Raw genomic sequence first — 15,202 nt, forward strand, 5'->3', positions numbered from 1 at the left:
CTGCTTTTTTTTAGAGAGTAAATTTAATTCATAAGCTTTATAATCCATGTAATCCAGTAAGCACCTGGTATGAATAACAGTTGAGCAAGTAATGTACCAAAAAGTCTAGAAATCATTAGCCAAGCATACATTTTACTCATTGCTTCAGCACCTTCTTCTGATTGAAGAGCTCGCTCTGTTAAAAGAGCAATACGTGGATCTAGTAGCACTGTTAATAAAATAGTAGCAAAACCATTAATAAGACCAGAAGCTGTAGTGGCTTTTGTTGCGAAAGCTGGAATTAAAAAAGAAGCATATAGTGCGGAAAGAACTCCCGCTGTATAAATTGCAGTAGCGAACATGTTAATAAGCATTATACGCTTTGGAATACCGCCGATACGCAGTCTATGAATCATTTCTAACTTTGGAAAGCGGACATATTTTTTTGTGTACTTTAATTTTTGAATGTTATTCGTTTTCATCATTCGAATGAAAGAACCGTCTGTTTCAAAGTTTTGAATGACATATCCAAATAGTTTTGTCAAAGTTGGATACAGTATAATCGCAAGCAATGTACCGATAGAAGCAGATAATAGTACAAGACGTATAATATGCTCTAAATCAATAGAAGGATCTAGTTTTGCTTCGTCCACAATCCCGCCAAGTAAAAAGGCTTGTAGTAAGTTTGACGTTCTTGAAATGAGTAATACGATTCCTACGACGGATAATGCGACAGCAATCTTCTTTAAACGAACCCCCGCTAATCGAATACTATAAGAGCTTGTTTCAACTGCGTGGATTACAATTGTGAAAGCCATTATAAAAATTAACGTAATTGACATTTGTTTCACCAGTTTCTATTAAAATAATTGTAACTTTTTTACTTTATCATATCTATCGTATTTTGTAACTGAAAGTATGTGACATATGGAAATTGATTTTTCGAAAAAATAGATAATGATAGTATAATAGGGAGAAGTGGAAGAGATGTTAGCAGTTATTTATACAGCAAATTAAGTGGAGGAATGAAACATGTATAAAACATTTCTATTTGATTTAGATGGAACTTTAACGGATCCGAAAGAAGGAATTGTAAATTCGGTTTTGTATGCGTTAAAAAAAGTAGGAATTGAAGAAGTACATATAAGTGAGTTAGATTCATTTATAGGTCCTCCTATTCAGCAATCATTCGTAGAGAGATATAATATGAGTGAAGGAGAGGTTGAACGTGCAGTTTTTTACTTCCGTGAGTATTTAAAGCAGCGTGGATTGTTTGAAAATAATGTATACGAGGGGATTCTGAAGCTCTTGCAACAATTAAAAAGTTCAGGGAATCGCATATTTGTAGCAACTTCAAAGCCCACTGTATTTGCGAAACAAGTTATAGAGCATTTTCAATTAACGAATTATTTCGAAGACATCATTGGAAGTAATTTAGGTGGTACGAGAATAAAAAAAGAAGAAATAATTGCTCATATTTTACAAAAAAATGAAGAACTAAATAAAGAAGAAATGATAATGATTGGTGATAGAAAGCACGATATAATAGGTGCAAATCAGAATGGAATTGCTTCAATTGGTGTTTTATATGGCTATGGCTGTGAAAAAGAACTGACTGAAGTTAGTGCGACCTACATAGTGAAAGATGTTGAAGAACTGTATCATTTTTGTGTAGAGAAAAATTTAATACAGCAGTAAATATAGATTCTAGCAATCCCTTTATAACGTATGACGATGAATTCGTTTCTGTTTAAAGGGATTTTTCATATGTAATCGAATAATTATAATTAGACATTTTTAGCATAAAAATTTGTATGAATAAGAGGAGGGATGTCAGAATTAAAAGATTAGTAGAAATTTATCAATAAATTTTAGAATATTCTGTTTAATGGAGGGGTAAAATTGGAGTTAGTTATTATATTATTAGCACTAAGTTTACTTATGTTCGTAGCATACAGAGGTTTTTCTGTTATTTTATTCGCACCGATATTTGCATTATTTGCAGTATTTTTGACAGAACCTAGTTATGTATTACCTTTCTTTTCTAATATCTTTATGGAGAAAATGGTTGGATTTATAAAATTATATTTTCCTGTGTTTTTATTAGGAGCAATATTTGGAAAAGTAGTGGAAATGTCAGGAATTGCAGATTCTATCGCAAAAACAATTATTGAGTTAGTTGGTGAAAAACGTACTATATTAGCGATTGTATTAATGGGGGCTATTTTAACGTATAGTGGTGTTAGTGTGTATGTAGTAGTGTTTGCTGTTTATCCGTTCGCAGCTAAGTTGTTTCGACAAGCTAATATTCCAAAGCGTTTAATCCCTGGAACGATTGTTCTTGGAGCAGTAACGTTTACAATGGATGCGTTACCTGGATCACCACAAATTCAAAATGTAATACCTACAACATTTTTTAAAACGGATATTTATGCTGCACCGATACTTGGGATTGTAGGAGCAATTTTTGTTCTTACAGTAGGTTTACTATATTTAGAGAGTAGACGTAAGAAGGCAAAAGGGGCAGGTGAAGGATACTTTGGTTTTAATGATGGAAATACTGAAATGGCAGCATCTTTGCAAGTAGAACAAAAAAATATGCCATTAACTAATAACATTGAAATCACAAGAGCACAACAACTTATTGCATTTATACCACTTATTTTAGTAGGTGTAATGAATAAAGTGTTTACTATTATGATACCGAAGTGGTATCCAAGCGGTTTTGATTTTTCTGCAATTGGTATGAAAGCATTTGGAAAAGTAGAATTAAGTGCAGTAGTAGGAATTTGGTCTGTAGAATTGGCACTTATTATAGGGATCTTAACAACGTTATTATTATATTGGAAGCGAGTAGTAACAGGTTTCCAAGCTGGATTGAATACAAGTATTGGTGGAGCGCTACTTGCAACGATGAATACAGGAGCTGAGTTTGGATTCGGTGGTGTCATTGCAGCACTTCCAGGTTTCGCAATTATGAGAGATGGCATCTCTGCTACTTTCACAAATCCGTTAGTGAATGGTGCAGTAACGACGAATATTTTAGCTGGAATTACAGGCTCGGCATCAGGAGGAATGGGAATAGTATTAAGTGCAATGGGAGATAAATTTATTGCAGCGGCCAATCAATTTGATATTCCATTAGAAGTTATGCACCGTATCGTATCAATGGCATCAGGAGGAATGGATACACTACCACATAACGGGGCTATTATTACTATTCTTACAGTAACAGGATTAACACATAAACAGTCATATAAAGATATATTTGCTATTACAATTTTGAAAACGGTTGCTGTATTTTTAGTTATCGCATTCTATACTTTAACAGGACTCTATTAAAAAATTTGAATCGTAAAGATTCATCAAATCGATAATTTATGTTATAAAATATTAATTAGGATAAGAAGGGGTGGGGGACTTGCAAGAGGTTTCTGAGTTTCGTATGCCAAAGTCGGTATTATATGGAAGGAATTCGCTTGAAAAACTGGGAGAACAATCAAAAAAGTTAGGGAAAAGAGCTTTTATAGTTACTGATACAATTATGGAGAAATTAGGATATGTTGAAAAGTGTATGCAACAACTAAATAAGAAAGGTATTACTGTTAGTACATATAATAAAGTGGATGCTGAGCCTACAAATATACACGTATTAGAAGCGTTATCTCTTTGTAAAGAGGAAAAGTGCGATTTTATTATCGGTATTGGTGGTGGAAGTTGTATTGATGCTGCGAAAGCGGTAGCGGTTTTATATACAAATGGTGGAGAAGTTGAGGATTATGTCCAAAAGGATATTAAAATAGAAAACAATCCACTACCACTTATTGCAATTCCAACAACTTCTGGTACTGGATCGGAAGTTACAAGTGTAGCAGTAATTACGAATAAAAAAACAGATGTAAAAATGATGATGAAGCATCCTAGTTTTATACCGAAAGTAGCAATTATAGATCCAGTTTTGACAAGTTCGTTACCCCCACAAATTACGGCAGCAACAGGAATAGATGCGTTATGTCATGCGATTGAAGCTTATATTTCTAAATTTTCACAACCACTTACAGATGTACTTGCTCTTTCAGCTATTGAAAGTATTATGAAATATTTACGTATAGCATATGAAGATGGACGTAATATGGAGGCAAGAGAAGCGATGATGATTGCTTCTTTACAAGCTGGAATTGCATTTTCTAATGCATCAGTTACATTAGTTCATGGAATGTCAAGGCCAGTGGGAGCATTATTTCATGTACCGCATGGAATATCAAATGCCATACTATTACCTACAGTGTTAGAGTTTACAAAAACAAGTGCAATGAAAAGGTTAGCAAAAATTGGACGTAGTTTAAATAAGGATTTGTATTCGAATTCTGATGAGGAAGTAGCAGACTACACACTTGGTGAAATAAAAAAACTTTGCTTTGATCTTCGTATTCCAAATTTAAAAGAATACGGAATCGATGAAATTGAATTTGAAAATGCTATTTCTAAAATGGCATCAGATGCAATTGAAAGTGGTAGCCCAGCTAATAACCCACGTGTTCCATCATATGATGAAATCAAAGAGCTGTATCGAGAGTGTTTTAATTATAAGTATAAAGAATTTATAAAAACATCAGATTGTTAATTTCAGAATATTCTATAAAAATTTCCTTGGAAATGAAAGTAGAATTATTCTTTATTATTTCCATATTTCCGTTAAAACAAGACTTTATATTCCAAACTTAAAGTCTTGTTTTATTATGTATAATATACACAATAAAACGTTGTTATTAGTTTTATAAAAATAGTTTAGGTAGGTGTTTATATGAAAACGATAGGTCTTATAGGTGGCATGAGTTGGGAATCAACTTCTGAATATTATCGAATTATTAATGAAGAAATAAAAGAGAGATTAGGAGGGCTACATTCAGCAAAATGTTTGATTAATAGTGTGGATTTTGAAGAGATTGAACGATGTCAGTCTAGCGGAGATTGGGATGGTGCTGGAGAAATTCTAGGGAATGCGGCATATTCATTACAAAAGGGAGGAGCAGACTTTATAATCATTTGTACAAATACAATGCATAAGGTAGTTGAAAAAATAAAGGAAAAAATTGATATTCCAGTCTTACATATTGCTGATGCAACTGCAAAAGAAATTAAAAGAAAAGACATTCAAAAGGTTGGTCTGCTTGGAACTAAATATACAATGGAGCAAGATTTCTATAAGTCACGTATTGAAGAGCATGATATAAAAGTAATAGTACCATCAGGAACAAATAGAGAAAAAGTAAACGAAGTAATATATACAGAATTATGTTTAGGAAAAATAGTAGTTCAATCTAGAGAGTATTATAAAAGGGTTATAGAAGAATTAGTACAAGAAGGAGCACAAGGAATTATATTAGGTTGTACGGAAATAGGTTTATTAATAAAGCAAGAAAACGTATCAGTCCCGATATTTGATACGACCCATATACATGCAATTGAAGCAGTCAAGGTAGCTTTAGATAAATAGATTATAATTATATTATGTAAACTTAATTCGTATATCTGGAAAACATTCAGAAAATACTTTATAATGTAAGTGGTTACATTTGAGGGGGAATGCGTATGTTTTCAGTTCAACCAATCGCATTTGTACATAATGAAAGAAAGGAAATAAAAGATGATGAGTGGGGAGAAGTAAGATCACGTATAACTTTAACTGAAATGTATGCAGAAAAAAGTATACAAGGGATTGAAGATTTTTCTCATATTGAAGTTGTTTTTTATTTTCATAAAGTAACTGACGAGCAAATTCAGTATTTTGCTAGACATCCTAGAAATAATAAGGATTATCCTGAAGTAGGTATTTTTGCACAGCGCGGGAAAAATCGTCCGAATCGCATAGGTGTAACAATTGTAAAGGTGATCAAAAGAGAAGGTAAATCAATTATTGTTGAGGGATTAGATGCTATTGATGGCACTCCTATATTGGATATAAAACCAATAATGAAAGAGTTTATGCCGACAGAAGAAATACACCAGCCTAAATGGGCAACGGATATAATGAGACAGTATTGGAAGGGGAATGTAGTAAAATGAGAATATATGAAGCAACAATTGCAGATTTAGATGGACTGGCATCAGTTTTTAATAACTATCGCATGTTTTATAGACAAGATTCTGATTTAGAAGGGGCAAAAGTATTTTTACGAAATCGAATTGAGAGAAAAGAGTCTGTTATTTTCGTAGCAGTTGAAGACGACGAATATATTGGATTCACGCAACTATATCCATCATTTTCTTCCATTTCAATGAAAGAATTATGGATTTTAAATGATTTATTTGTACAAGCGGCGAAGCGTGGAGCCGGAACAGGTAAAAAATTATTAGAAGCTGCTAAAGAATACGCATTAGAAAATGGAGCAAAAGGTGTAAAATTGCAAACAGAGATTGATAATTTATCAGCACAACGATTATACGCTGAAAATGGCTATTTGAGAGATAATCGTTATTTCCATTACGAATTAACGTTTTAAAAAATTAAGTTGAAAGAGGCATTTTCAAGAAAAAGAATTTCTTTGTAATGAGAAATTCTTTTTTATTTTTGCCTAAATTAAAAAACATGACAAAAATAAAACGATATTTATTTATTGTTAAACAATAAATGTTGTGATAAAATTATGTTGCCATTAAATAAGTGAGGTATTGTAAATGAATCTTAAACGAAGTTCAACAATGTTCTTAAAAGTAATTATTTTTCTTGCTGGAATTTCAGTGCTTGCTTTATGCATATTTTTAGTGCCGGAAATGGCGGATTTCACAGCGAATTTGTATCCTAACATTGCTCCGATAAAATATCTTGTTTTCATTGTAATGTATGGAGCAGCTGTGCCTTTTTACGTTGCTCTTTATCAGGCTTTCAATCTTTTACAGTACATTGATGAGAACACAGCGTTCTCGGAATTATCAGTGAAGGCGTTAAAGAATATAAAGCGCTGTGCAATTACAATCAGTGGTTTGTATGTATTAAGTTTGCCACTTTTTCATTTTATAGCGAAAAAAATGGATCCTCCTATTGGGTTAGTGGGACTCATTATCGTTTTTGCTTCGCTCGTTATCGCCGTTTTTGCTGCTATCCTCCAACGACTTCTACAAGAGGCAATTCACATAAAATCAGAAAATGATTTGACGGTTTGAGGTGGCGGATATGACAATCATTATTAATATTGACGTCATGTTAGCAAAACGAAAAATGAGTGTAACGGAGCTTTCAGAGAAGGTTGGAATTACGATGGCGAATCTTTCTATTTTGAAAAATGCGAAAGCAAAAGCGGTTCGTTTTTCAACATTAGAAGCGATATGTAAAGCTTTGGAGTGTCAGCCAGGGGATATTTTGGAGTATAAAAACGATGAGAATACTCAATAAAAACAGATAACAAATGTAAATAATAGAAGTCAATAAAGAAGGGATAGCCACTAAGCTATTCCTTCTTTACGTTAATTGCTGTTACTAATAAAAAATATAATTTGAATTGCAATGTTTGCGTATCAAAAGGGAACTTGCTACCTTTTGAGGTGATCCGTTTTGTGGAATACAATTATTTGCCAAAAGGCTATTTTAACTATGTTTTAAATTATTTCGGGTGAATCAAAATTTTCATTTGTATTATAGTTGATTTAAAACCCAGTTTGTTGCATCTTCAAAGTTATCTGCAATGTAGTTTGGTTCAATATGTGCCCATTTGTCTCGGTACGTATGCAAAGCATCATACCCAGCGCCTGTTCGGACTAGAATCGTAGTCGCATTTACTTTTGCTCCTGCAACAATATCAGTCCAACGATCACCAACTACAGCACATTGTGTTAAATTAAGTCCATGTTTTTTTGCTGCTTTAAGCAGCATGCCTGTACTTGGTTTACGGCATTCACAACCATCACCGTGTTTATGAGGACATACATAAATATCATCAAAACCGAAGCCTTCTAATTCTTGTACAAAATCGGCTACAGTTGCTATTCCATCTGCGATACCGGGTTGATTTGTGAAAGAAAAAATTTTTATATTTTTAGCTTTTAGTTTTTGCAAGGATGTTTTTGTGAATGGAAATAATGTAAAAGATCCTGGATAATGTATTGTAGTGTCACCACCAATTGTACCGTCACGATCAATGAAAATTGCTTTAATGTTTGTCATAGTTATAGTCCCTTCACTTTATAAAGTAGTTTAAAAATATTTTACAAATCGGTAGCCATTTACTTCATAACCTAATTTTTTGTAAAAAGGATGAGCTTCTACTCTTTTTGTTCCACTAACTAGCCATGTGCCAATGCAATTATGTTTCTTTGCTAATTGCTCGGCATAATCCATCAAAACTTGTCCAATGCCTTTCCGTCGTATGTTAGAATCAACGCTAATAATTGAAATCTCTCCATAACGTGTTACATCTTCTAAATTTTCACGTATGCGAAATCCAAGTAATCCAAATATAGCTTCTTCTTCCTCGTAAACATATAAAAAATCAAACGGACTCATTTGTACGAATTGTAGGCGGTTGTTCATATCTTCATAGGAAATAGAGGAACCTTTTAATTCTTTCGTTAAAGAACAAAGTGCGTCTATATCATCTATCGTTGCTTCACGAATTTGAAAAGACATATTATCAACTCCAATAAAATGTAATCAAACATTTAATATTCTGTTAAAAAATGTTTTTTCCTGCTATGAAAATAAATATTTTATAATGATATATAGATAGTTATATGTTATTCTTTTCCTTGATTGTATTGGAAATGGAAAGAAGGGGAATGCATGTTAAAAGTAAATATCCGCTCAGCTGGATATGAAATAGGCGAAAAAACAATTCATGATATAGTTTTTTCTATCGAAAAAGGTGAACTAGTTGCTCTTATTGGAGCAAATGGTGCTGGGAAAAGTACGACGATTAAAACGATACTCGGATTACTTGTAAATATGGACGGTGAAATATCATTCGGTGAAAAGAAAAATCCGTATGCATACGTACCAGAACATCCAACATACTATGATTACTTGACGCTCTGGGAACATATTGAATTATTAATGGCAGCTCGTGGAAGTGAAATGGGAAGTTGGGAAGAACGAGCGGAACAATTATTACATACTTTTCGAATGAATAAGCATAAACATGAGTATTTATCAAAGTTTTCAAAAGGCATGAAACAAAAGTCTATGCTAATATTGGCGTTTTTAACTGAGCCAGATTTTTATATCATTGACGAACCTTTTATCGGTTTAGATCCAGTAGCTACGAAAGAGTTTTTAAATTATTTATATAAAGAAAAAGAGCGCGGGGCAGGAATTTTACTTTGTACGCACGTATTAGATACTGCTGAAAAAATTTGTGAAAGATTTTTACTCATTTCACAAGGTACATTAGTCGCAGATGGACATTTAGAATCTATTCAAATATTAGCGGAAATGCCGGGTAGTTCATTATTAGACTGCTTTGATGTAATTGTAAGGCGTGAACAACATGATTAAACAACAATTTTATAAGAGATTACGCCATGAACTTGAGCGGAAATGGAAGTCTATACGTTCGGTAACAGATTGGACAGTCGCATTATATATTATTATTCCAGCACTTATATTTATGGGAATCTATTATCGATCGCTATGGATAAATGAATTATCAACGGAAGAGACGATTTATTTCGGATTAGGATTACTCGCATTTTATCTAGTAACATATCCAAGAGGAGTTCGTTCATTTTTTGAGCAAGCGGATAGTTTATTTTTAATTTCGTATGCAACACATATGCGAAAATTAGTCCAGTATGGCATGATGTACACATTTGTTCGAATAGCGATAACGAATATAATAGTAGTCGTTATTATGTTACCAGTGTTGATGAAAAGTATCGAAGTAACAGAGATACAAGTCCTATTATTTTGGGTATTCTTTACTATATTTCGATTTATGTTGTCGTTGTTAACGAGATTTGTTCATGTACATGTGGGGAAACGATGGGTTTTATGGATTGTAAAAAATGTAGTATTTTCTATGAGCGTGTCCTTTTTTGGAATTAGTTTATTTTTTATTTATAAAAATCCGTTGTATTCAATTCTATTTATCGGTCTAGTAATTTTCTTAAGTAGTGTATTAGTAAAAGAGAAAATGAATTATAAAAAGTTCTTTTTTAAAGAAATCGAGAAAGAAAAGGAGGAAAGCATGCGCTGGACGAGCGGAATTATGCAAGTTGGTGGTCATGCGGCTAAACCGAGTAGTTCGAATAAAAAACCGTGGATGTTTCCGCGCTCTAAAAGACTTTTAGGGAAAAAAGCTGATTCTCGTATTGTCGAATCTTTTTTGAAAGAATTTTTCCGTACAAGTACTGCACGAATATTTTATATTCAAATTGTATGTATCAGTACTGCAAGTATAATTATGACTCCAAGGTGGATTGCAGCTATTGTTCTCGTATTTGCTGTAGTTGCAATTTCTCGCTATGCACGTGATTATTGGAATGAATTTACGAATAAGATGTTTCTTCGTTTATATTGTGATGAAGGGAAATTACTATTGTTAAGATGGAAGGCAGATCGTTATTTACTACTACCAGCAATACTTTTATATGGAATAGTTATACTTTCACAGTTTTATTTATTGCCAGCTGTGGTAGGCAGCGTTGTTTTTATTTTATTAATTGTATGGATTGTATTTGTACCAGTAAAAAAGAGCCAGTGACGGCTCTTTTTCTAGTCTGTAACACATTGATAAATAAAATATACTAAAACGAGTATACTTGCGGCGGAATACATGACATCTAAAGTCATCTGATCGCCTCCTTATTGTTGTTGTATTTTTATTGTATGAAATCTTACAATTTCATATTCAAGTGAAAAATATGTGAACGTTAACAAAATTGTAAAGTGCAAAAATTACAATCATTTTGTATAATAGAAGAAACCACCGTTATATAAAAAATAATGAGTGAAAGGGGAGGGAACATAAATGCCAAATTGGTTTAGAAAAACCTTAGTCGCATTAATTACCGTGTTTACATTTGGTTTAGTGACGCCTCCTTCCATATTACTTGATAATGCCAAAGCTGCGGACAAGCCTACGAGCACAGCTGGGCAACAAAGTTTGGAGAGCACGTCCTATACATATGAAGAAACGAATGACAGGTTAACCACCGATACTTTTATTACTTATGCAATGCAAGAAGCAGAGAAGCAGTCGATGCAAAAGTTTGGTACTAAAATTGGTCCAGTAATTGAAGATGAGTTTAAAGATGTAATATTACCGAAAATTGAAGAGGCAATTGCTGAGCTTGCTAGTGATGTACCAGAAGATTCACTACAATCATTAGCGATTTCTCAAAAACCAGCTGGTGGAAATAATGAGAAGATTTTTCACGTCTACGATACGAAATCTGGAAATGATTTATTGCGTTTCCATGTAAGAAGAGATCATCCACCGCAAGATGGTTATTATTTTAATTTCCATTACCACCGTTTTGATGATGGATACTCTGGACATCATGAGTTAGGAAATATTTATTGGAATACGAATGTACCACCGAAATGGTTGTCTTAAAAAGAACAAGAGAAAATCTTGTTCTTTTTTATTTTTATAGAAGGGACAGACACCTATGTTGTTGAATAACATAGGTTTAGAAAAAAGAAGCAAAGGGAGTATGGGAATGCAAAAATATATTGTTTTTGACTTTGATGGCACATTAGTAGATTCACAAAATATATTTGTACCGATTTATAATCAACTTGCTGAAAAACATGGGTATAAAGCAGTAAAGGAAGACGAAATTGAACATTTACGTAAATTAACGATGCCAGAGAGATGTAAACAACTTAATGTACCACTGTATAAACTACCGATATTAGCGTTGGAATTTTATAAATTATATCAGCCTGCTATAAAAAATCTCGTTTTGTTCCATGGGATGAAAGAAGTATTAGATGAACTACATAAAAAAGGCTACGGAATTGCAGTCATATCATCGAACTCAGAAGAGCATATTCGGGCGTTTTTACACAAGAATGGTATCGAAAATATTCAAGAAGTGTATTGTTCTAAAAATTTGTTTGGTAAAGATAAAATGATAAAAAGATTTTTGAAATCAAAAAAAATAACAGAGAAAGATATGTTATATGTCGGTGATGAACAGCGAGACGTAGCAGCGTGTAAAAAGGCTGGAGTGAACGTAATTTGGGTATCTTGGGGATATGATGTTATTGAAACAGTGAAAAAAGATGCACCAGATTACATGGTTCATAAGCCGATAGAAATTGTGCAAGTAGTACAAGGAGCGTATTCTTAATATGAATACACTGCGAGCAGGCATTCATCATATTGAATTTTGGGTAGCAAATTTAGAGGAATCCATTTCTTTTTATAATAAGTTGTTTTCCATAATTGGGTGGAGAAAGTTAAATGAAATAGCATATAGCACAGGAGAAAGTGAAATATACTTTAAAGAAGTAGATGAGGAAATTGTAAGGACGTTAGGGCCTAGACATATTTGTTATCAAGCTATTCATAGAGAAGTAGTTGAGGAAGTAGCAGATTTTCTTTCTAGTACGAAAGTGAAGGTAATACGTGGTCCAATTGAAATGAATCATTATTCGGAAGGTTACTATACGATTGATTTTTACGATCCGAATGGATTTATTGTAGAAGTTGCCTATACACCAAATGCAGAAATGTAAGGGGAATAGATATGAAGATAATTACAGCATGGCAAAACAATATACAAATAGTAAAAAATGCAGTGGATATTAAAGAAATTTCTAAAGGTTTTTCACCTGATAAGAAATATATAATTACGAGTGCGAATAATGATAAATATTTATTGCGGACAGGCGATATAAAAGAGTATGAAAGAAAGAAAATAGAGTTTCAAATTTTAAATGAAATGCAAAATCGTAGTGTGCAAGCACAAAAACCAATTGAAATAGGTTTGTTGGCAGAAGAAGGTTTATGCTATGGCATCTTTTCGTATTTAGAAGGGGAAGATGCGAAGAAGTTATTGCCTACGTATTCACCAAAAGAACAATATGATATTGGTATAGAGGCAGGGAAAGATTTAGCAAAAATGCATACATATGAAGCTCCTAATAATATACTTCCATGGTATGAAAGAGCAATGAAAAAACATAGTAAATATTTAGAGGCATATAAAACATGTGGAATAAACATAAAAAATGATGATAAAATCATAAAGTTTATTGAAGAAAATGAAATATATTTAAAGAACCGCCCAAATCGATTTCAACACGATGATTTTCACTTAGAAAATATAATTGTACGGGATGGAAAATATGTAGGTGTTGTTGATTTTAATGGCTACGATTGGGGCGATCCACTTCATGATTTTGTGAAAATTGCACTGTTTGCAAGGGACATTAGTATTCCGTATTCAATCGGACAAATAGAAGGATACTTTAATAGAAAAATACCAGAGGAATTCTGGACATTATACACGGTGTACGTTGGTATGACAGTTTTCTCCTCAGTTGTCTGGACATTACGAGCAGCGCCGCATATGTTAGATGATATGTTAGAGCGCCTTACTATAGTTTTAGAGGATCATAATAACTTTGAGTTATCGAAGCCAATTTGGTTTCAATCAGATAAGATTGATATGAAATAGAAAAGGTAGGTGTGATTCGCACCTACCTTTATTTTTTACCATCAAAATACTTATTTAATTTTCTTAAATGTAAGCGGCTGAGTACTTAATGTAGCTGGTACATGTAACTGAAGGGATGGGAATTCACCACTTACATTCATTTCATAAGCGAATAATAAGCTCATTTTCATTTGGAATAAGTCAACTTTTGCAGAGAAGATGTCGTAATGATGATGCCCTAATTGAATATCCATTTCCATAAATTGTACATATAACGAATCATCTCGTTTGTATACTTGTAATGTTCCGTATGCAGGATGTTCAAAAGTACCAGTATAATCCTCTAACTTGTGCGAAGGTGTAGTCCCTTTAATTTGTTCAGGGAGGGATTCAGTTGCTTCTTTCATCATTTCCTTCATTTTTTTAGTATCTTCTACAGCACGTTTATGCCAATCAATGGATTCTAATTCAAGTAGTTCGTCATAAATTTGATTAGCGAGATAAGTAGGAAGTAATGTTCCTCCAGCATTCGTTAAAATGACAAGGCCTATGTTTTCTGTTGGTATGAATGAAACAAGCGCTGAAAATCCATCGATATTACCGCCATGATGAATCACTTTTTTACCACGATAAGCGCTAATAAACCAACCAAGACCGTAACTATTTAATGGAGATTCAGGGAGTGATAAAACCGGTTGGTCTGGAATTGAATTGTGTGGTGTATACATTTGTTGTAATAATTCAGAGGAGATTAATTCATGATCTCCAAATTTTCCTTCATTTAAGTGGAGAAGTACCCAATTTGCCATATCTTCAATTGTGGAATTAATACACCCAGCAGCGCCAACTGTATCGATGTTACGGAATGGAACTGCTTTTATTTCACCGTCATTTTCAATGTAAGGTAAAGCGTAATCATCTGTAGTTTGTGAATCGTTAACAGAGAAGTTTGTATGTCTCATATTTAAAGGTTCTAAAATATGTTCTGTAGTGTATTGCTCCCACGTTTGATTTGTAATGTTTTCAACAATGTAGCTAATTGTTGCATACATTAAATTGTTATATAGAAATGCAGTTCGGAACGGTGCATCAAGTGGTAAATGTTTTATTTTTTCAACGAGATCTTTTCGAGATAAGGAAGAACTGTACCAAAGAGCCTCATGACGACTCACTCCAGTTCGATGAGAAGCTAAATCCCGTCCTGTAACTTGTGAGCTAGCAAGTAGTTCAGATAAAGTAAAGTTAGGTATATAAGACTGGATAGGGGTATCCCAATTAAACTTTTTTTGCTGTGCTAACAAGCTTAATGAAAGTGTGCCAAATGCTTTCGTTGAGGAACCGATTGCGAATCGAGTATTCGGTGTAACAGCCTCTTTTGTTTCTATATTACGATAGCCGAAACCTTCTGAAATAATAACTTCACCGTCTTTTATAACAGCGACAGCAGCACCAGGAACATTTAAATCCTTCATCATTTTTTCAGCCGTTGTTTGTAAAGAAGTCATAACAGGCGTTTCAATTTTAGACATACTTCTAACCTCCAAATATAAATTTTGTTCTACCGCACTATACTTTCGGTAATAGAAAATGAAAACCTTTTTATATTTGGAAAGTTAATAAT

At 33.2% G+C, this 15,202-nt stretch carries 18 protein-coding genes; 14 read left to right on the forward strand and 4 right to left on the reverse strand.

What is annotated here, in order from left to right; all coding sequences use genetic code 11:
- Positions 1–23: 23 nt before the first annotated feature.
- Positions 24–821, reverse strand: coding sequence for a lipid II flippase Amj family protein (locus ACX9TM_RS11385; RefSeq protein WP_000028911.1), 798 nt, complete (start codon positions 819–821; stop codon positions 24–26).
- Between the two features lie 190 nt (positions 822–1,011).
- On the opposite strand from ACX9TM_RS11385, the gene ACX9TM_RS11390 reads away from it, so the two are divergent.
- From ACX9TM_RS11390 to ACX9TM_RS11425, 8 genes are all read left to right on the forward strand, one after another.
- Positions 1,012–1,677, forward strand: coding sequence for an HAD family hydrolase (locus tag ACX9TM_RS11390; protein WP_065382521.1), 666 nt, complete (start codon positions 1,012–1,014; stop codon positions 1,675–1,677).
- Positions 1,678–1,881: 204 nt separating this feature from the next.
- Positions 1,882–3,321, forward strand: a complete 1,440-nt coding sequence (locus ACX9TM_RS11395; protein WP_000424337.1) for a GntP family permease — start codon at positions 1,882–1,884, stop codon at positions 3,319–3,321.
- Between the two features lie 79 nt (positions 3,322–3,400).
- Entirely contained in the window at positions 3,401–4,603 is a 1,203-nt protein-coding gene (locus ACX9TM_RS11400) for an iron-containing alcohol dehydrogenase (RefSeq protein ID WP_001158674.1), read from the forward strand.
- Positions 4,604–4,783: 180 nt separating this feature from the next.
- Entirely contained in the window at positions 4,784–5,476 is a 693-nt protein-coding gene (locus ACX9TM_RS11405; RefSeq protein WP_000848563.1) for an aspartate/glutamate racemase family protein, read from the forward strand.
- A gap of 95 nt (positions 5,477–5,571) precedes the next feature.
- On the forward strand, positions 5,572–6,045 hold the full coding sequence (locus tag ACX9TM_RS11410) for an SAM-dependent methyltransferase (RefSeq protein WP_000493258.1): 474 nt from the start codon (positions 5,572–5,574) through the stop codon (positions 6,043–6,045).
- Positions 6,042–6,482 (forward strand): GNAT family N-acetyltransferase, encoded by a 441-nt coding sequence (locus ACX9TM_RS11415; RefSeq protein ID WP_001223868.1) that lies wholly within the window; start codon positions 6,042–6,044, stop codon positions 6,480–6,482. Before ACX9TM_RS11410 ends, ACX9TM_RS11415 begins: the two co-directional genes overlap by 4 nt.
- A 175-nt stretch (positions 6,483–6,657) precedes the next feature.
- On the forward strand, positions 6,658–7,143 hold the full coding sequence (locus ACX9TM_RS11420) for a DUF2975 domain-containing protein (protein WP_001050141.1): 486 nt from the start codon (positions 6,658–6,660) through the stop codon (positions 7,141–7,143).
- A gap of 10 nt (positions 7,144–7,153) precedes the next feature.
- A complete protein-coding gene (locus tag ACX9TM_RS11425) occupies positions 7,154–7,372 on the forward strand; it encodes a helix-turn-helix domain-containing protein (protein ID WP_000152532.1) in 219 nt (72 codons plus the stop codon).
- Positions 7,373–7,612: 240 nt separating this feature from the next.
- Here the strand turns inward: ACX9TM_RS11425 and ACX9TM_RS11430 are convergent, their stop codons facing one another.
- Positions 7,613–8,140: an HAD-IIIA family hydrolase gene (locus tag ACX9TM_RS11430; RefSeq protein WP_000181785.1), complete on the reverse strand. Its 528-nt coding sequence runs from the start codon at positions 8,138–8,140 to the stop codon at positions 7,613–7,615.
- 30 nt (positions 8,141–8,170) lie between these two features.
- Positions 8,171–8,602 (reverse strand): GNAT family N-acetyltransferase, encoded by a 432-nt coding sequence (locus ACX9TM_RS11435; RefSeq protein WP_000009777.1) that lies wholly within the window; start codon positions 8,600–8,602, stop codon positions 8,171–8,173.
- Positions 8,603–8,755: 153 nt separating this feature from the next.
- Between ACX9TM_RS11435 and ACX9TM_RS11440 the strand changes: the two genes are divergently transcribed.
- From ACX9TM_RS11440 to ACX9TM_RS11465, 6 genes are all read left to right on the forward strand, one after another.
- On the forward strand, positions 8,756–9,466 hold the full coding sequence (locus ACX9TM_RS11440; RefSeq protein ID WP_000921912.1) for an ABC transporter ATP-binding protein: 711 nt from the start codon (positions 8,756–8,758) through the stop codon (positions 9,464–9,466).
- Positions 9,459–10,673 carry an ABC transporter permease gene (locus tag ACX9TM_RS11445; protein WP_000595443.1) on the forward strand — a complete coding sequence of 405 codons (1,215 nt, stop codon included), beginning with the start codon at positions 9,459–9,461 and terminating at the stop codon, positions 10,671–10,673. Before ACX9TM_RS11440 ends, ACX9TM_RS11445 begins: the two co-directional genes overlap by 8 nt.
- A gap of 267 nt (positions 10,674–10,940) precedes the next feature.
- The gene (locus tag ACX9TM_RS11450; RefSeq protein WP_001134421.1) at positions 10,941–11,528 is read left to right on the forward strand and encodes a YpjP family protein; all 588 of its coding nucleotides are present in this window, start codon (positions 10,941–10,943) and stop codon (positions 11,526–11,528) included.
- A 106-nt stretch (positions 11,529–11,634) separates the two neighbouring features.
- The gene (locus ACX9TM_RS11455) at positions 11,635–12,270 is read left to right on the forward strand and encodes an HAD family hydrolase (RefSeq protein WP_065382444.1); all 636 of its coding nucleotides are present in this window, start codon (positions 11,635–11,637) and stop codon (positions 12,268–12,270) included.
- Position 12,271: 1 nt separating this feature from the next.
- Positions 12,272–12,658 carry a VOC family protein gene (locus ACX9TM_RS11460; RefSeq protein ID WP_001094664.1) on the forward strand — a complete coding sequence of 129 codons (387 nt, stop codon included), beginning with the start codon at positions 12,272–12,274 and terminating at the stop codon, positions 12,656–12,658.
- 11 nt (positions 12,659–12,669) lie between these two features.
- Positions 12,670–13,602: an aminoglycoside phosphotransferase family protein gene (locus tag ACX9TM_RS11465; RefSeq protein ID WP_000692087.1), complete on the forward strand. Its 933-nt coding sequence runs from the start codon at positions 12,670–12,672 to the stop codon at positions 13,600–13,602.
- Positions 13,603–13,652: 50 nt separating this feature from the next.
- Here ACX9TM_RS11465 and ACX9TM_RS11470 read toward each other — a convergent pair whose 3' ends face one another.
- Entirely contained in the window at positions 13,653–15,110 is a 1,458-nt protein-coding gene (locus tag ACX9TM_RS11470) for a serine hydrolase (RefSeq protein WP_000034322.1), read from the reverse strand.
- Positions 15,111–15,202 lie beyond the last annotated feature (92 nt).

The organism is Bacillus sp. LH1, from assembly GCF_057924895.1.